The 17988-nt window shown below is 60.1% G+C and carries 16 protein-coding genes; 11 read left to right on the top strand and 5 right to left on the bottom strand.

Features of this window, described 5'->3' with window-relative positions; all coding sequences use genetic code 11:
* Positions 1 to 79 precede the first annotated feature (79 nt).
* From ACQY1L_RS23945 to pyk, 4 genes are read left to right on the top strand one after another with little or no spacing between them, the layout of a single operon-like run.
* Positions 80 to 1378, top strand: coding sequence for an MFS transporter (locus ACQY1L_RS23945; RefSeq protein WP_430246386.1), 1299 nt, complete (start codon positions 80 to 82; stop codon positions 1376 to 1378).
* Between the two features lie 26 nt (positions 1379 to 1404).
* Positions 1405 to 2499 carry a tartrate dehydrogenase gene (locus ACQY1L_RS23940; RefSeq protein ID WP_430246114.1) on the top strand — a complete coding sequence of 365 codons (1095 nt, stop codon included), beginning with the start codon at positions 1405 to 1407 and terminating at the stop codon, positions 2497 to 2499.
* A complete protein-coding gene (locus tag ACQY1L_RS23935) occupies positions 2496 to 3764 on the top strand; it encodes a glycerate kinase type-2 family protein (protein WP_430246116.1) in 1269 nt (422 codons plus the stop codon). The genes ACQY1L_RS23940 and ACQY1L_RS23935 overlap by 4 nt, the downstream gene beginning before the upstream one ends.
* A gap of 6 nt (positions 3765 to 3770) precedes the next feature.
* Positions 3771 to 5195 (top strand): pyruvate kinase, encoded by a 1425-nt coding sequence (gene pyk / locus ACQY1L_RS23930; protein WP_430262156.1) that lies wholly within the window; start codon positions 3771 to 3773, stop codon positions 5193 to 5195.
* A 32-nt stretch (positions 5196 to 5227) separates the two neighbouring features.
* Here pyk and ACQY1L_RS23925 read toward each other — a convergent pair whose 3' ends face one another.
* Positions 5228 to 5974 (bottom strand): GntR family transcriptional regulator, encoded by a 747-nt coding sequence (locus tag ACQY1L_RS23925; protein ID WP_430246118.1) that lies wholly within the window; start codon positions 5972 to 5974, stop codon positions 5228 to 5230.
* A 187-nt stretch (positions 5975 to 6161) separates the two neighbouring features.
* Between ACQY1L_RS23925 and ACQY1L_RS23920 the strand changes: the two genes are divergently transcribed.
* The 5 genes from ACQY1L_RS23920 to ACQY1L_RS23900 all read left to right on the top strand — a co-directional run bounded on the left by ACQY1L_RS23920 (position 6162) and on the right by ACQY1L_RS23900 (position 11648).
* Positions 6162 to 7100 carry a tripartite tricarboxylate transporter substrate binding protein BugD gene (locus ACQY1L_RS23920; RefSeq protein ID WP_430246388.1) on the top strand — a complete coding sequence of 313 codons (939 nt, stop codon included), beginning with the start codon at positions 6162 to 6164 and terminating at the stop codon, positions 7098 to 7100.
* Between the two features lie 116 nt (positions 7101 to 7216).
* A complete protein-coding gene (locus ACQY1L_RS23915; RefSeq protein ID WP_032488981.1) occupies positions 7217 to 8293 on the top strand; it encodes a tartrate dehydrogenase in 1077 nt (358 codons plus the stop codon).
* A 32-nt stretch (positions 8294 to 8325) separates the two neighbouring features.
* On the top strand, positions 8326 to 8793 hold the full coding sequence (locus ACQY1L_RS23910) for a tripartite tricarboxylate transporter TctB family protein (protein WP_032488983.1): 468 nt from the start codon (positions 8326 to 8328) through the stop codon (positions 8791 to 8793).
* 10 nt (positions 8794 to 8803) lie between these two features.
* Positions 8804 to 10312, top strand: coding sequence for a tripartite tricarboxylate transporter permease (locus ACQY1L_RS23905; protein ID WP_430246120.1), 1509 nt, complete (start codon positions 8804 to 8806; stop codon positions 10310 to 10312).
* 49 nt (positions 10313 to 10361) lie between these two features.
* Positions 10362 to 11648, top strand: a complete 1287-nt coding sequence (locus tag ACQY1L_RS23900; protein ID WP_430246122.1) for a hypothetical protein — start codon at positions 10362 to 10364, stop codon at positions 11646 to 11648.
* 531 nt (positions 11649 to 12179) lie between these two features.
* On the opposite strand, the gene ACQY1L_RS23895 is transcribed toward ACQY1L_RS23900, so the two are convergent.
* The gene (locus ACQY1L_RS23895; protein ID WP_430246124.1) at positions 12180 to 12806 is read right to left on the bottom strand and encodes a TetR/AcrR family transcriptional regulator; all 627 of its coding nucleotides are present in this window, start codon (positions 12804 to 12806) and stop codon (positions 12180 to 12182) included.
* A gap of 78 nt (positions 12807 to 12884) precedes the next feature.
* Between ACQY1L_RS23895 and ACQY1L_RS23890 the strand changes: the two genes are divergently transcribed.
* On the top strand, positions 12885 to 13850 hold the full coding sequence (locus tag ACQY1L_RS23890; RefSeq protein WP_430246126.1) for an alpha/beta fold hydrolase: 966 nt from the start codon (positions 12885 to 12887) through the stop codon (positions 13848 to 13850).
* Between the two features lie 416 nt (positions 13851 to 14266).
* On the opposite strand, the gene ACQY1L_RS23885 is transcribed toward ACQY1L_RS23890, so the two are convergent.
* Positions 14267 to 15286, bottom strand: coding sequence for an aldo/keto reductase (locus ACQY1L_RS23885; RefSeq protein ID WP_430246128.1), 1020 nt, complete (start codon positions 15284 to 15286; stop codon positions 14267 to 14269).
* 201 nt (positions 15287 to 15487) lie between these two features.
* Between ACQY1L_RS23885 and ACQY1L_RS23880 the strand changes: the two genes are divergently transcribed.
* Positions 15488 to 15889, top strand: coding sequence for a Rid family hydrolase (locus ACQY1L_RS23880; protein ID WP_430246130.1), 402 nt, complete (start codon positions 15488 to 15490; stop codon positions 15887 to 15889).
* Positions 15890 to 15935: 46 nt separating this feature from the next.
* On the opposite strand, the gene ACQY1L_RS23875 is transcribed toward ACQY1L_RS23880, so the two are convergent.
* Both ACQY1L_RS23875 and ACQY1L_RS23870 read right to left on the bottom strand, forming a co-directional pair.
* Positions 15936 to 16832: a DMT family transporter gene (locus tag ACQY1L_RS23875; RefSeq protein ID WP_430246132.1), complete on the bottom strand. Its 897-nt coding sequence runs from the start codon at positions 16830 to 16832 to the stop codon at positions 15936 to 15938.
* Positions 16833 to 16953: 121 nt separating this feature from the next.
* Positions 16954 to 17979, bottom strand: a complete 1026-nt coding sequence (locus ACQY1L_RS23870; protein WP_430246134.1) for a helix-turn-helix domain-containing protein — start codon at positions 17977 to 17979, stop codon at positions 16954 to 16956.
* Between the last annotated feature and the right edge of the window lie 9 nt (positions 17980 to 17988).

The following is a 17988-nucleotide window of genomic DNA, read 5'->3' as shown; positions in this document are numbered from 1 at the left end:
GAGCGTCAAGGCTCAACCGCTTAAGATTAATGCAAGCGCAGGAGGTGCGCTTCTTTATGTATTCCGGGAGGATGGCGTCGTGACGAACGACCTTGAGGCGCGCGTGCTGCGCAAGATCACTTTTCGTATCGTACCTTTCATTATGCTGCTGTATTTCATCGCGTTTCTCGACCGCGTGAATATCGGTTTCGCAGCTCTCACCATGAATCAGGATCTTGGCTTCTCGTCGACGGTCTTCGGTATCGGTGCAGGTATTTTCTTCGTCGGCTATTTTCTGTTCGAGGTGCCCTCGAACCTCATTCTGAACAAGGTCGGCGCTCGCATCTGGATCGCCCGAGTGATGATCACTTGGGGCATCGTGTCCGGGTTAATGGCGTTCGTGCAAGGGACAACCAGCTTCTACACCCTCCGTTTTCTTCTTGGAGTCGCCGAGGCGGGCTTCTTTCCCGGCATCATCCTTTATCTCAGCTTCTGGTTTCCTGCCCGGCGTCGAGCCGCGGTGACCGCAATCTTCATGGCCGCTGCACCGCTTTCGACGGTGCTAGGATCTCCAATTTCCGGCGCGTTGATGGAAATGCATGGTCTGATGGGGCTCGCCGGCTGGCAGTGGATGTTCCTGATTGAGGCGGCGCCGGCATTGATCCTCGGCGTCGTCGTATTGTTCTTCCTGACCGATCGTCCTGAGAAGGCCAAATGGCTAACCGAAGAAGAACGCAACTGGCTGGTAAAAACCATGAATGCAGAGCAGGCGGGCAGGGGAACGGCGAGCCATAGCGTCATGGCAGGCTTGGCTGACATCCGCGTAATCGCGCTTGCCTTGGTATATTTCGGAACGTCGGCAGGTCTTTATACGCTCGGCATCTGGGCGCCTCAAATCATCAAGCAATTCGGCCTGTCTGCCATCGAGGTGGGCTTCATCAATGCTGTTCCCGGCATATTCGCGGTCGTGGCAATGGTCTTGTGGGCTCGTCATTCCGACCGAACGGGCGAACGCACCTGGCACGTGGTCGGGGCATGCCTGCTCGCCGCAGCCGGACTTGCCTTTGCGGCCGGCGCAACCAGTGTGTTTATGGTTCTCATCGCTCTGACCATCGTCAATGTCGGCATCAGTTGCTCGAAGCCGCCGCTCTGGAGCATGCCAACCATGTTTCTCTCGGGTCCCGCGGCAGCCGCTGGCATTGCCACTATCAATTCCATCGGCAACCTCGGTGGCTTCGTCGGACCGTCGATGATCGGATGGATCAAGGACACTACAGGAAGCTTCACCGGTGGCCTCTATTTCGTGGCCGGCCTCCTACTGATCTCGGCGATCCTTACACTTATTCTGGCGCGGTCTGGCCCCAAAGCCGCCGACACGCGTACCGCAGATCAACATTGATAGACGAACTTGAAAGGAGAACCACGATGCGTGAATACAATATAGCTGCGATCCCCGCGGACGGGATCGGTCCCGAAGTGATTGCTGCGGGACTGCAGGTCCTGGAAGCGCTGGAGAAACGTAGCGGCGACTTCAGCATTCATACCGAGACTTTCGACTGGGGCTCAGACTATTACAAGAAGAACGGCGTGATGATGCCGGCGGACGGCCTCGAGCAGCTGAAGAAGTTCGACGCCATCTTCTTTGGCGCGGTCGGCGCGCCGGACGTGCCGGACCATATCACGCTGTGGGGTCTGCGCCTGCCGATCTGCCAGGGTTTCGACCAGTATGCCAACGTCCGTCCGACCAAGATCCTGCCCGGAATTACACCGCCGCTACGCAATTGCGGCCCGGGTGATCTCGACTGGGTGATCGTGCGCGAAAACTCGGAAGGCGAATATTCCGGCCATGGTGGCCGCGCCCACAAGGGCCTGCCGGAAGAAGTCGGCACCGAGGTAGCGATCTTCACCCGCGTCGGCGTCACCCGCATCATGCGCTACGCCTTCAAGCTCGCCCAGGCACGTCCGCGCAAGCTTCTGACCGTTGTCACCAAGTCGAACGCACAGCGCCACGGCATGGTGATGTGGGACGAGATCGCCGCCGAAGTGTCGAAGGAGTTTCCCGACGTCACCTGGGACAAGATGCTCGTCGATGCCATGACCGTGCGCATGACGCTGAAGCCGCAGAGCCTCGACACCATCGTCGCTACCAATCTGCACGCCGACATCCTGTCCGACCTGGCCGGTGCGCTGGCCGGTTCGCTCGGCGTCGCACCGACCGCCAATATCGATCCGGAACGCCGTTTCCCGTCGATGTTCGAACCGATCCATGGCTCCGCCTTCGACATCACCGGCATGGGTATCGCCAATCCGGTCGCAACCTTCTGGACCGCTGCGCAGATGCTCGAACATCTCGGTGAAAAGGACGCAGCCACCCGGCTGATGAGCGCCGTCGAACGCGTTACCGAGGCCGGCATCCTCACGCCAGACGTCGGCGGAACCGCCGATACCCAGCAGGTCACCGACGCTGTTTGCGAAGCAATCGCCGGATCGAACATCCTGAAGATGGCGGCGGTTGGATGACCTGGGATAATGCCTCTGCCCGCAATACGCTGCGTCGAATATTCGACGCAGCGGTGGCCAGTGCCGATCCGGCAAGGGTCCTGAGCCGGCATTTGCCGGAACGGCCGATGGGTCGCTGCGTCGTCATCGGTGCGGGCAAGGCATCCGCTGCGATGGCTGCAGCTCTCGATACCGTTTGGAGCGATGTGGATTTGAGCGGCGTCGTGGTGACACGGTACGGTCACGCCGTGCCGTCCGGGCGGATACGCATCATCGAGGCCTCACATCCCGTTCCTGACGACATGAGCGTCGAGGCGGCGGTCCGGATCATCGGCGCCGTCAGGGATCTCGGGCCAGACGACCTGGTCATCGCCCTGATCTCCGGGGGCGGTTCCTCGCTTCTCGTATCGCCTGCAGCCGGGATGACGTTGGCTGACAAGAAGGCGGTCAACAAGGCGCTTCTGGCAAGCGGCGCGACCATTTCGGAGATGAACGCAGTACGCAAGCAGCTCTCCGGAATAAAGGGCGGTAGGCTCGCCCAACTCGCCCATCCGGCAAGAGTGGTAACGTTGGTGATCTCCGACGTGCCGGGCGACGATCCTTCCGAAATCGCATCGGGTCCGACGGTTGCCAACGACACGACTATCGACGATGCCCGCGAGATCGTCTCCAGATATCGCCTCGTCCTTCCTCCGGCAGCACAGGATGTGCTAGCCAATGGCGGCGCCCGCAATTGTACCGGCAAGGTATCGTCGGATGTGAGGATGATCGCCTCGCCCTCCATGGCGTTGGATGCAGCCGCCGCCGTCGCCGCTGCCAATGGCCTTACCCCTGTCATCCTCGGCGATGCGCTGCAGGGCGAAGCACGGGATGTCGGAACCGTGTTTGCTGGCATCGCCATGTCGGCCAGCACAAAAGGTCTGCCGGTCCGCGGCCCGGCGGTGCTTCTTTCCGGCGGAGAGACCTCCGTTTCGCTTCCCGCCGATACGAAGGGCCGCGGCGGACGCAACAGCGAATTTCTTCTCAGCCTGGCGATCGGCCTCGACGGTGCGGAGGGCATATGGGCACTCTCGGGCGATACCGACGGAATCGACGGGATAGAAGATGCTGCCGGCGCCATGATCGGCCCGGACAGCCTCGCACGCATGCGCGGGAGTGGAATTGACCCCCGCTCGGCACTTTCCCGCCACGACAGCTACACCGCATTCAAGGCGATCGACGACCTGGTGATCACCGGACCGACCCTCACAAATGTCAACGACATACGCGCAATCCTGATCGGATAATTTGACATGTTCATTCGCAGCAACCGCCGCGCCAAGATCGTCGCAACAGTCGGCCCTGCCTCAAGTTCACCGGCAATACTGAGGTCGCTGTTCCTGGCAGGCGTCGATACGTTCCGGCTCAATTTCAGTCATGGAAGCCGCGACGACCATGCCGCCGTCTACCGCCACATCCGCGCGCTGGAAAAGGAGCTGGGAACCTCGATCGGCATCCTTCAGGACCTGCAGGGCCCGAAGATCCGCATCGGTGTGCTTCAGGAAGGCCGGCTGGAGCTGGCGAAGGACGCGGAAATCCGCTTCGTCTGCGGAAGCGAGTCGGGGCGCGGCCTGATGGACATCCCCCTCCCCCATCGCGAGATCTTCGCGGCAGTCAAGCCGGGCGACGATCTGCTGATCGACGATGGACGGGTGCGAGTGCGGGCGCAGGGCGTCAGCGACGAATTCATCGATGCAAAAGTCATCGTCGCTGGAACGATATCCAACCGCAAGGGTGTCAACCTGCCGGGAACCGTCCTCGATATTTCCCCCCTCACCCCGAAGGATCGCAAGGATCTCGAATTCGGGCTGGAACTCGGCGTCGACTGGATCGCCTTGTCCTTCGTGCAGACCGCCCGCGACATGATTGAAGCCCGATCGCTGGTCAGCGACAGGGCCGGGCTGATCGCCAAGATCGAAAAACCCTCGGCACTGGACGAGATCGACGATATCGTGGCGCTTTCCGACGCCATCATGGTGGCGCGCGGCGATCTTGGTGTGGAAATCCCGCCCGAGGATGTGCCGGGCCGTCAGAAGGAACTCATCCGCGCCTGCCGTATCGCCGCCAAACCGGTGATCGTCGCCACGCAGATGCTGGACTCGATGGTGACCTCGCCGACGCCGACGCGCGCAGAAGCCTCGGACGTGGCGGGAGCGATTTATGACGGCGCCGACGCCGTGATGCTCTCGGCGGAGTCTGCAACGGGCGCCTTCCCCGTCGAAACGGTGGAGATCATGAGCCGTATCATCGAAAAGACCGAAAAACATAAATTCTACCGGCCGATCCTCGAAGCGACCGAACCACAGATTGCCCATACCCCTCCGCACGCAGTCGCCACCGCTGCGGCAGATGTCGCCATTGCCCTGAAGGCCCCTGTTATCGTCGCGTTCACGGTCAGCGGCACGACCGCTTCCAGAATCAGCCGGGCACGGCCACCGCTCCCGATCCTCGCCCTAACGCCATCCGAACAGACCGCGCGTCAGCTCGGACTGATGTGGGGCGTCGTCAGCCTGCTTTCGCCGACAGTCGACACCTATGAACAATCCGTCGATCGCGCCACACAGGCCGCGGTGCAAACCGGCCTGGCAGAGAAAAGCGAACAGATCGTCGTGGTGACGGGCTTTCCGTTTGCGACGGCGGGCAGCACCAACAATCTGCGTGTCACCCAGGCGGGTTGACGGCGGCGGGCACGGCGCGTGCCGTGTCTGCGCTACAGGTTCTTGAGGTTAAACCTGGCGATAAGCGGCACCAGCTGATCGTGAGCATGCTTGCGGTGCAACCGGGCGGCACGGCTTGCAGTGGTCGGATCGCCCCGTTCGATCGCCTCGATGATCGCGAGATGTTCGTCCGAGGACCAGGTCGGCAGCGGCCTGAGGTTGAGGGTGAACATCCGGGAGCGATGCAGCTGATCAGCGACCGTGCCGGCCATGCGGGTCAAACGGCTATTGCCGCTGCGCGCCACCAGCGTTTCGTGAAACCTTTCGTCCGCCGCCGCCCAGGCGGGAAGATCGTTGCGATCCAGCGCTGCAACCATGGCTTCGGTCGCATTGCGCAAGATCGCCACCACTTCGACCTTGACCGATGCGTCGATCATGGCAAGCCGCGCAGCGGCAGCGCCCTCGAGCGCTATCGTGACCTCGTAGATCTCCTCGATGTCGGCAGGAGACAGCGCGCAAATGATGATGCCTTTTTTCGGCAGGATGCGTACCAGCCCATCTTCCTGCAGCCGCGCCATGGCTTCGTGGACCGGGGTCCGGCTCATCCCAAGCTGACGGGCGATCTCGATTTCGGCAGCCTGGTAGCCTGGGGGAAAGACGTTGGTTCGGATGGCATTGCGGATTGCGTGATAGGCAGCGCTCACACGGCCCGCGGAAGAAACGGAATCCCCGGCAAGTTCCGTCTGCGGCTCGGCGGTTTCCCTGACGGCAGCACGCAATATCTGGCCTGGTTTTACCATGGTCTCCGGTGTCCCGCACAATGCGCGAATAACGAACTGTCTTTGATGTTGACAAACAGCCGTAAGTCAATAGATTTCAGCTTGCATGCAAGCTGGCATGCTTGATCGTCAGTGGAGGCTGACGATCTTTTCGCCAAGGAGGAAGGTGAAAGTGTCCCAGAGAAATTCCCGTTTCATTGCCGTACTTATGACTGCGACCACCCTGCCCTGGGTCGCGCAGGCACAGGACAGCTACCCCAGCAGTCCTGTCACCATCATGGTACCCGCCGCAGCCGGCGGTCCGAGCGACACGGTCGCGCGGCTGGTGGCCCAGTCGATGTCGAAGACGCTCGGCCAGCAGGTTCTTGTGGAGAACATGGGTGGCGCCGGCGGCTCACTCGGAGCGGCAAACGTCGCCAAAGCCGATCCGGATGGTTACCGGCTGCTGCTCTATCATATCGGCGTCGCAACCTTTGCGGCACTTTACCCGAACCTTGCCTACAAGCCGATCGAGGATTTTTCGAGCGTTGGCCTGATCACCGAAGTTCCGATGACGATCGTCGGGCGCAAGGATCTCGAGCCGAAGACGTTTGCGGATCTGGTCGCCTACGTGAAGAAGAACGCAACGACCGTTACCTTCGGGACTGCCGGTACCGGCGCTGTTTCGGACCTCTGCGGTCGACTGATTCAGGATGCACTCGGCACCAAGATCACCCTCGTTCCCTACAAGGGCATGGGTCCGGCAATGACCGACCTGATCGGCGGACGTATCGATCTGGCATGCGACCAGACCACCAATACCACGACGCAGATCAAGGCCAACGAAGTGCACGCCTATGCCGTCACGACAAAAGCCCGGATCGACGTTCTTCCTGATCTTCCGACTGTCGACGAAGGTGGGCTGAAGGGTTTCGAACTGAGCGCCTGGCACGCCCTTTGGGCACCCAAGGACACTCCAGCTCCGATCCGCGAAAAACTGTCCGAGGCGCTCAAGACCGCACTCAAGGACCCGATGGTGATCGAACGGTTCGCCAGCCTTGGTACCGTGCCTGTTGCCCAGGACATGGCAACACCTGCGGCTCTCGATCAGAAATTCAAGGCTGAAGTCGAACGTCTCGCTAAAGTCATCAGTGAAGCGGGAAAATAGGCTTCCCCGAGGACGGCCGGAGCGCGCCGTCCTCGAATACCTTGCGACAGACAAGGCGCGCAACCCTGATGTTGCGCTGCCCAAGTCTCCCTTAACTCCCTTAGTCGAGAACCACGATGCGTGAATACAAGATAGCTGCGATCCCCGCGGACGGGATCGGTCCCGAAGTGATTGCTGCGGGACTGCAGGTCCTGGAAGCGCTAGAGAAACGTAGCGGCGACTTCAGCATTCATACCGAGACTTTCGACTGGGGCTCGGACTATTACAAAAAAAACGGCGTGATGATGCCTGCCGACGGCCTCGAGCAGCTGAAGAAGTTCGACGCCATCTTCTTTGGCGCGGTCGGCGCGCCGGACGTGCCGGACCATATCACGCTCTGGGGTCTGCGCCTGCCGATCTGCCAGGGTTTCGACCAGTATGCCAATGTCCGTCCGACCAAGGTCCTGCCGGGCATCACGCCACCCTTGCGCAATTGCGGCCCGGGTGATCTCGACTGGGTGATCGTACGCGAAAACTCGGAAGGCGAATACTCCGGCCATGGCGGCCGCGCCCACAAGGGCCTGCCGGAAGAAGTCGGCACCGAGGTGGCGATCTTCACCCGCGTCGGCGTCACCCGCATCATGCGCTACGCCTTCAAGCTCGCCCAGGCACGTCCGCGCAAGCTTCTGACGGTCGTCACCAAGTCGAACGCCCAGCGCCACGGCATGGTGATGTGGGACGAGATCGCCGCCGAAGTGTCGAAGGAGTTTCCCGACGTCACCTGGGACAAGATGCTCGTCGATGCCATGACCGTGCGCATGACGCTAAAGCCGCAGAGCCTAGACACCATCGTCGCCACCAATTTGCACGCCGACATCCTGTCCGACCTGGCCGGCGCGCTGGCCGGTTCGCTCGGTGTCGCACCGACCGCCAATATCGATCCGGAACGCCGTTTCCCGTCGATGTTCGAACCAATCCACGGCTCCGCCTTCGACATCACCGGCAAGGGTATTGCCAATCCGGTCGCAACCTTCTGGACCGCCGCGCAGATGCTCGAACATCTCGGTGAAAAGGACGCAGCAACCCGGCTGATGAGCGCCGTCGAACGCGTTACCGAGGCCGGCATCCTCACCCCCGACGTCGGCGGAACCGCCAATACCCAGCAAGTCACCGACGCTGTCTGCGAAGCAATCGCTGGATCGAATATCCTCTAACCATCAGGAAGTGGCTGCACAGGGAGGGAACCATGACTGAACAACAACAAGGAAGTCGGCGCGACGTGGTCGCCGGCGGGATCTTCATCGCGATTGCAGCACTGTTCGCAATCCAGGGATCCCGCTACGAATTCGGCACTGCGACGCAGATGGGCCCAGGGTTCTTTCCCGTCGTGCTCGCGGTTCTGCTTGCGATATTCGGCGCCTTCACGATGATCGCCGGCTTTCGAAAGGTCCCTGAGGCGCATGACGGTCCAGTGTCCTGGCGGGCGCTCGTGCTCGTCTGCCTGGCACTGGCGATCTTCGGTGCCGGCGCCAGACCGCTCGGACTGGTACCGGTGGTCGTCATCTGCACGTTCATGTCGGCGATGGCATCCCGCAAGAACACGGTTTTCTCTGCGGGTGTCATGGCGCTCGTGATGGCCGTGCTCTGTTTCGTGATTTTCAAGATCGGTCTTGCCGTGACGCTGCCGACTTTCGGACCAGTCTTCGGACGCTGAGGTAATTGTAATGATGGATCTTATCTCCAATCTCTCACTCGGCTTCGAGACAGCTCTTACTCCGGTCAACATCGTCTGGTGCTTCGTCGGCGTCCTGCTGGGGACGCTAGTCGGCGTCCTCCCAGGCATCGGGCCGACCGCGACGATCGCCATGCTATTGCCGATCACCTTCACCTTTTCGCCGGTCACCTCGCTGATCATGCTGTCGGGCATCTATTACGGTGCCCAGTATGGCGGCTCGACCACCGCCATTCTGATCAACCTGCCGGGAGAGAGTTCGTCTGCCGTGACGGCGATCGATGGCTACCAGATGGCCCGCAAGGGCCGAGCCGGGCAGGCGCTGGCGACGGCCGCACTCGGCTCGTTCTTCGCCGGTTGCGTGGCGACCCTGCTCCTGGCAATTGCCGCTCCTCCGCTCGCCTCGGTGGCGTTGAAGTTCGGAGCGCCCGAATATTTCGCACTGATCGTGCTCGGTCTTCTTGTCTCCATTTCGCTGGCACACGGCTCGGTCCTGAAGGCGCTCGGGATGATCGTCGTCGGCCTGCTTCTCGGCACGGTCGGGCAGGACATCTATACCGGCCAGGAACGGTTCACCTTCGGACAGATGGAACTCACCGAAGGCATCAATTTCGTCTCCATAGCGGTTGGCGTGTTCGGCGTAGCCGAGATCTTCCGCAATCTCCAGGACGAGAGCGATCGCGAAGTCGGCGTCAAGAGGGTGATGAACCTCTGGCTCAGCAAGGAAGATTTTCGCCGGATCACCGGACCGGTGATCCGCGGCACCATCCTCGGCTCGATCCTCGGCGTGTTGCCCGGCGGTGGCCATGTCTTGGCGTCCTTTGCCAGCTATTCGGCCGAAAAAAACCTTTCGAAACATCCGGAAGAGTTCGGCCACGGTGCCATCGAAGGCGTTGCCGGTCCTGAAAGCGCGAACAATGCCGCCGCACAGACCTCATTCATTCCGCTGCTGACACTGGGAATTCCGGCTCATCCGGTGATGGCGCTGATCGTCGGAGCTTTCATCCTGCAGGGCATCACCCCCGGTCCTGATGTCATCAACAGCCAGCCGGCGCTGTTTTGGGGAATTATCGCATCGATGTGGATCGGCAATCTCCTGCTGGTGATCCTCAACCTGCCGCTGATCGGATTGTGGGTCAAGATGCTGACCATCCCCTATCGCATGCTGTTTCCGGCCATCGTGGTGTTCGCGGCTATCGGATGTTACTCGATCAACAGCAACCCGTTCGACGTCTATGCGATCATTGTCGCCGGGATACTCGGTTTCCTTCTCATCCGCATGGGTTGCGAGCCGGCGCCGCTGCTGCTCGGCTTCGTTCTCGGACCGTTGCTGGAAGAACATCTCCGGCGGGCAATGATCATTTCGCGGGGAGATGCGATGGTATTCGTGACCAATCCGATCGCGGCAAGCCTTCTTGCCGTCGGCCTCGCGTGCATCGTCATCGCATTGCTGCCATCCATACGTTCGAAGCGCGACAAGGTGTTCGTCGAGGAGGACTGAGCCGTCATTTTCGAGAATCATCCAAGACGTGAACCTGGAGGAGAGTTTCATGATCCGTAGCATGACTGCATTGAGCCTGCTGGCCGCCAGCATCCTGACGCCCAGCGCCGGCCACGCCGGTTTGGTCGAGACAATCGCTGCCCGGCAGAAGATCTTTGGCATCGAGAATGTCGATGCCGCCACCGGCAAGCTGCCCGATGACAAGGTGATCTTTTCCTGGCTGTCGAACTCGACATTCGCGACATCGGTCGAGGGCCGCGTATTCTACATGGACACCTATGTCACACGTCTCGAAGTCGAGGCCGGACGGACGCCGATCGTCATCAAGGACATGGTGGACCTCAACCCGGAAGCCATTCTGCTCGGCCACGGGCATAACGACCATGCCGACAATGCCGCCTATATCGCGGGCAAGACCGGCGCCCGCATCTTTGCGACGGAGGAAACCTGCGGCGTCATGGCCGCCGATCTCGAACGCATGAAGACGGACCCGCTGATCATGAAGGACGCGGTCGCGAAACTCGACCCGTCATCGAAGATCGACTGCACCGCAGTCACCTCGAAGGGGTCCACGCCGGGGACGGAAATACTCCAACTCGACGTGATTGAGCCGCAAGCCTGCGTCGTGGCGTTCCGCCATCTTCACTCCGTTGCGGTTCCGCCCGACCTTTCCTTTCCGCCGACGCCGGTGAAGATCGTCGTCGATCCGCGCGATGCCGATCTCTTTCCGAAGGGTGTTGCCCTGACGCCGGACGAAAAGACCAATTCGCCGCTCACCGGGCAGTTGAACCTAGAGACCGGCGGCGAGCCTGGTGGAGGTGAAAGCCTGTTCTTCAGCTTCATCCTGCGCAGCGGCAGCCATTTCTCCTTTGTCTGGCACAATTCCGCCGGCGCACTCAAGGAAGGCAAGGGCCGCGGATGGGATGGAACGCTGGAAGACGGACGCCGGATCGTGGCGCTTTTGAAAGCTCTTCCTCCGACCGACGTTCAGATGGGAACGGCCTCCAGCGGGAATTTCAACAACAACGGCCTGCGCGATCTCATCCAGTATCAGGAGGCGCTGAAACCGAAGATATTCGTGCCCAATCACCTGACGTCCGGTACGGCAACGCGGGAGGCCTCCTCGCTTTCGGTCTATGCCGGATATCTGGAGCAGCTGGATCTGATGAAAATGCCGCAGACCGACCGTCCGGCAATTCGCTGGCTGGTCGACCCGACCGACTATCTCAAGCCGATCGTGTTCGACAGCCGTGATCCAGTCTGGCGGGATAAGCGGAAAGACGATGTGATGCAGCAGATCTGCAAGCAGCCTGGTTGCGAAGTCCACTTCCACTGAAATCGAGAGACTGCTGAATGCGTTGCGACACGGCAGTGGTTCGGCGACACCGACGCGACAGCAGCAGCATTTGCGGGCGGATAGGAGAGCGCGTCGCAACTCAGCCGAGAATACACGCGGATGTTCGCTTCGATCCCATGCCCGCGAAGGGCTAGCCATGATCGGCGTTCGCGATATCGCCAAGATCGCCGCCCACGAGGGTAGCAAAGTTCGCCGTTGCAGACGCTCGGATGAGAAGGCTTTGCGCCAGGCTGTCAACGGTCAAGACGCCGTGCTCAGTGCGCTCGGCACACACAAGCCTGTTTCCCCGTTACATTTGGACACGCCAGACGGTCGGCCTCTCGTAGCGAGGTGTCGGCTCTGGCACAAAAAAAGCAATCCAACTTGGATGAAACGAAACGCGTTGACCATGTCAGCTAACCGCTGTCGGCGTGGGCCGTCGCGATGCCAAGATGAAAGCTATGATAGTCCCCTAATCGCAATCGATTCACTTCGCGATAATTTTCCCCCGGCCATGATCAGGCCTGATGGCTAGAAGCTTGGCACCCTTCTGCAGCTCGAAGCACTAACACGCTCAACACCTAAAACGACATTCTCCACAATCTCTTGCAACTCCGCCTGCGTTGCGCCATCCCGCGCCTGGATCGAGATGCCTTGTAGCACAGCCGACAGGTAGCGCTCGAGAGGCGGTGTTTGGCCATCGGTTACGAACGGCGCCAGCGTCTTTGCTATACGCTCTCGCATGGCATCACGCCGAGCCGCTGCGTTGCGAGCAAGCGCGGCGTGCTCTGAATGACAGGCGGTCATGCCGCTGGAGATCATGCACCCGCCCTCCCTGTCTGGATCCGTGACAGCCCTCACCGCCCCCTCCAATAATGCCCGCACGGCCTGCGCAAGGGAGGCAGCCTTTTCTGCTAAGTCCAGATCGAGCGATGCGAATTTCTCCTCGTAGAGGTCGAGCGCTTCCCGATAGAGCCCGGCCTTGCTGCCAAAAGCGGCATAAAGGCTTGGAGGGGCGATACCAATTGCCTTTGTCAACTCGCCGACCGACACACCCTCGTACCCGCTTCGCCAGAATAAGCGCATCGCGGTTTCGACAGCCTTTTCCCGGTCAAAGCTCCAAGGTCTGCCGCCGCGTGATTTTTCACTATGTTTCATAGCGGTTACTAAACAACACTTGACAACGGAAGTCAAGAATGTTGACTAGCGCTCACTAAACAACGAGGAAAAAGACGTATGCATCATTCACGACGTACATTAATTTCAGGAATGGCCGGGTTATTTGCCCTGACAATCGGTACGGCAACAGGTGCGCCGCACGTTTATGCGGCGCCTACCGTGATTAAAGAAGTCGCCGTCAAGGAAAGGGATATCGCCCGCGATGCAGTCACCGCCCGCTCAAGCGACGGCACGATGCTTGTGGGCGAGGTGCAGGGCGATCCCAAAGCTCCCGAGATTTTGTTCATCCACGGCCTGCGGCAGAGCCGCTTAAGCTGGGAGAAGCAACTATCCGACCCAGCTCTCCAGAACTTCAGGATTGTTACCTTCGATCTGCGCGGACACGGAGACTCCGACAAACCGACGTCGCTGGATGCTTATTCAGAGGCGGATAATTGGGCGGACGACGTGGCGGCTATCATCAGTGCGTCAAAACTTCGCCGGCCCGTAATAGTGGGCTGGTCGCTCGGTGGCTACGTTGCGGGAGCTTACCTTCGTAAATATGGTGGCGAGGCAATCGCTGGCGTAAATCTGGTGGATGCGGTCACAAAGCTATCACCCGACCTTTTCAGCAAGGAAACGGTCGACTTCATTGGCCCAACGGTCTCTCACGATCTAGCGACAAGAACTAAAGGGACGGCTGATTTTCTTGCCGCATGCTTCCACCAGCCCCCTTCCGAGCTAGAGATGCAGCGGATGCTTGTCATCAACGGTATGACTGGACGTACCGTGTATGAAGGTTTTCTCCAAACGAAGACGACCGATCTGGAACCCGTCTTTAAAGCCTATACCGGTCCGATTCTTTTGACGTATGGCGTTCACGACAGGTTGGTACGCATTGCGATGTTGGAGAGAATTAAGGCTATCCATCTGAATAGCCAACTCTCGATCTTCTCTCATAGCGGGCATAGCCCATTTTACGAAGAGCCACATCGCTTTAATAAGGAACTCGCTGATTTCGTGAGGTCTGCTAATAATCTATGATTGTTGGATTAGCCTGTGAGTCCGACCGAAATAGCGAAGGCGATTGTTTTTCCCCCGGACGAGTCAACCAGAACCGCTGGATGTGAGCTCATTACCGACGGCGGCTTGAGCAATCTTCAAAAAGGGCTGACCGTAGTTGCTACGGCCAGCCCTTTATATTTCCCCACGATCCTAGTCGGCAAGCCTAACACCGAACAGCGAACGCCTTGAACAGATTTGAACCAGAGGCGCGTTATTCGATCGCCAATGCGTAACTACTTGATGCTCAGCAGATCTCGGTGTGGCACCAGGAAAAGCCCTCTAGGCCTGCGGATGTCTGGGCGGCTGAGCACCCCAGATCGCCCGTTACTAGATTTTTCCAACGACGACAAACACGACCACCGTTGAGGCTAAAGGTATTCAAGGTCGATCCGCCGTCAGCCTTCTTCGGCGAGTGCAATGTAACGCCCTTCGACCGGATGATGCGGGTCGCTAGGTGCGAGCGTCGATGTCTTGCCCGGCGAGACAAGCTGATCGATGAAGGCTTCGTCGGCCTGCGTGTAGCTGTAGTCGAGCGCGTCGATATAGTCCTGCCACTGCTCCATCGTGCGGGGCCCGACGATCACGGAGGAAACAAGCTTGTTGCGCATCACCCATTGCTGGGCGATATGCGCCGACTTGGCGCCCTTTGCTTCCGCATGCTCTGCGAGCTTTTCAGCGACAAGCAGCGATTCCGGACGCCATTCGGCTTCCATCATCCTTACGTCGCCTCTGCCGGCCCGACTTCCCTGCTCCGGTGCCGCATTTGGCTTGTACTTGCCGGTGAGGATGCCGCGTGCCAGCGGGCTGTAGGTGACGACACCGACGCCATAGAAGTTCGCCGCCGGAAGCTGCTCGACCTCAGCCTCGCGATTAACCAGATTGTAGAGCGGCTGGGTGGCGATCGGTCCCTGGATGCCGGCCTTGTCAGCAAGCGCCATGGTCTCGGCCATGCGCCACGCCTTGAAGTTCGAGACGCCGAAATAGCTGATCTTGCCCATGCGGATAAGGTCTGCAAATGCATGCACCATTTCAGACAGCGGTGCTTCGAAGTCGGCCTTATGGATGTAGAGAAGGTCTATATGGTCGGTGCCCAGGCGCTTCAGGCTGGCATCTACCGCCTGCGTGATCCATTTACGAGACATGCCCCTTTCGTTCGGGCCGGCGCCCATCGGATTGCCGACTTTGGTGGCAAGAACCCAGTGGTCGCGGTCGGCTGCGATTGCCTTGCCGACGACGCGCTCGGATTCACCGCCATTATACATGTCGGCCGTATCGATGAAATTGACGCCGACATCCCGAGCGCTTGAAATAATCTTGCTGGACGTGGCTTCGTCGGCCGCGCCGCCGAACATCATGGCGCCCAGGCAGAGTTCGGACACCTTGACGCCGCTTCTGCCGAGATAGTTGTACTTCATGGCCGTGTTCCTTCCGGTCGGGCGCGATGTCTGATTTTGGACCTCGGTCTAGCAAGCCCTCCCCTCCCCGCAAACCATTGGCTTCGAGCCGTCCGATCTTTGTGCGCGTTTGTCCAAACACTCAGCCATGGCGGGTACTATCATGCAGTTCTCGACCGCCGCACTGACTGCTGCGCCATCGGACAACACAAGGATCTTGAGATGAACACTCCCATCCATCCCAAAGACTGGATCATCGGCAAAACGGCCAACGGCACCAACCATCTGAACTGGGGCGTGAAGGCCGGCAACCACATCTATGTTGCCGGGATGTTGGCGACCGACCCCTATGACGGCAGCACCGTCGGCGTCGGCGATATTGAGGTTCAGACCCGCCGCGTTCTCGACAGCGTCAAGGAAGTCGTCGAGACGGCCGGCGGCACGATGGCCGATGTTACCTTCAACCAGATCTTCCTGAAAGACCTTGCGGACTACCACAAGATGAATGCGGTCTATGTCGAATATTTCAAGGAAGCGCTGCCGGCACGGGCATGCCTGAAGGCCGACATGGTCAAACCGGAATACCTGGTCGAGATCATCAGCACAGCCGTCGTATCGGCCTGATCCCGCGCAAGACAGATGGATCGGGATAGGAGTCCCGATCCAGGCCTCAGCGACGCCCGGATGCCATGACCACCGCGCCTGAAGCCAGAACGACGACTGCGCCAGCCACCGTATGGAGGTCGGGCAATTCCGCAAAGATCAGCAACCCGCCTGCGAGAGCCCAGCAGAGCTGGGTATAGGCAAGCGGCGCCAACGTGCTTGCTGGTGCGTGCCGGTGGGCGACTACCAGGAAGAAGTGGCCGAGCCCGCCAATGATGCCGACCAAAACCATTGCCACCCAGCCGCTGGAGTCGTCAGGCCACTGCCAGATAGGCACCACGGCAATGCTGAGCACAATGGCGGGAAGAGCGACCGCGACAATGTTCAAGCTCAGCATCGATTCCGTCGACAGCAGGCGCTTCGAGAGAAGCACATAAAAGGCATAGCTCAGGACATTGCCGACCGCGTAGACCGCCGAAAGCTTGAACACATCGGCACCCGGCTGGATAACGAGGAGTGCGCCGACCAGCCCCAGAAGAAGCCCCAGCCCTACCAACAACTGGAGACGCTCGCGAAACAGCAGGATCGACAGGGCGGTGATGACGACGGGGCCAAGCATGACGATGGCCTGGTTCTCGACCAGTCCCATATCTCGCAGCGCAAGGAAGTTGAAGGCCGTTGAACCGAAAAGGCAAGCAGCCCGCAGAGCCTGCAGGCCGGGCCGCCGAATGCCCCAGCGGCGCGGGTCGAGGCTCGGCCGGAAGAGTGCGAATGCCGTCAGACAGCCAAAGGCATAACGGGCCCAGACTACCTGCAGAACCGGCAGATGACGGCTGGCATATTTGGCGGCGGGATCGATCAGGGCAATGAACATAACAGCGAGCAGCATCAGAGCCACGCCCTTGCCGACCTGGGAGGCCGGGGCAGAGGGCTGACCGCTTTCGGCGAGAGACAGGTTCGGCATGAATGTCCTATCGTATGAGACTTGACATGCCGGGCGGGAGCATGAGCTCCAGACACTGACGGCATGCGAAAACACTAAGTTGAGGCTTGCCAGCCGCTTCTAAAAAAGAACGCAGCGCCAGCTAACGGGCGATCCGCAAGTCGGAGGGCTGCCTTGCGCGCATGTCCGGTCGCGCCTTAGACCAGGTGAGTTCCTGAGAACGCCAGTGGTCCCTGTGTTGCGAGGGCGACATGCCGAAGCGATCCTTGAAGGCACGGCTGAAATAGGCAGAGTCGTTGAAGCCCCAGCGATAACTGATCTCGGCGATCGACAGGCCGGAATACAGTGGATCCGCCAGGTCCTGATGGGAACGCTCCAGCCGGCGGCGGCGAATGTAGTGGTTGGCGTTTTCGCCGACGTCCTCGAACAGTTTTTGCAGGTAGCGCAGCGAGATTCCTAGATGGTCTGCAATACCACTCGGCGTAAGATCCGGGTCGGACAGCTTGAGCTCGATCGCCTGGGTGGCGCGGAGCGCGATGGCGTTCCTTGTCCTGGAGCCATCGATCACATTGCTGGACGCACCGGTCGTAGCGATCGAGGCCATCAAGAATTCCACCAGCGTGATCTCCAGCGGCCGTATCTCATCAGCAGTCATCGTCCCGGCGCGCGCTGTCGCCAGCTTCACGAGGTCGGCCAGAAACGTTGTCGATCCGACATCTCCGGCCAGACGCAGGGCGATGGACGGGGTGGCGAGCGAGGCAAGACGGAAGCTGTTCTGGAACCCGGTGAACTGAACGTAATCGATCGAGGTCTTCGTTGTCGCCGTAAGGCGCAGTTCCCGCGGCATCTTGCCAACAATCATGTCGCCGGTCTCGAACGGCATGCTGCCGCGCTCGGTCCTCAGTGTGCCCGCCCCTTCGGCAATTCGCGCGAGCCATATGCTGCCCGAAAAAGCGCGCGTCTCGACCGAAATGTGCTGCGCCGACATCTCGAGCCGCGCCATCACGAATCCCCAGGGTGCCTTCAGGCCGGAAAGCGACGCGGAGAAACTCTGCGGCGAGGCGTCGCCGACCGACTTCGCCTTGAAGCCAGCCAGGACCTCGCTCCAGGCGGCAAGCCGTCGATGCTCCTCGAGCGTCGAAGCATCGAAAGAGAAGAGCTTCAGCATATCTGTCGC

It is taken from the genome of Neorhizobium sp. DAR64862/K0K3, from assembly GCF_050500185.1.
GTDB lineage: Bacteria > Pseudomonadota > Alphaproteobacteria > Rhizobiales > Rhizobiaceae > Neorhizobium > Neorhizobium soli.
Note: the sequence above shows the minus strand (reverse complement) of the source record. Positions and strands in the feature narration are given on the sequence as shown.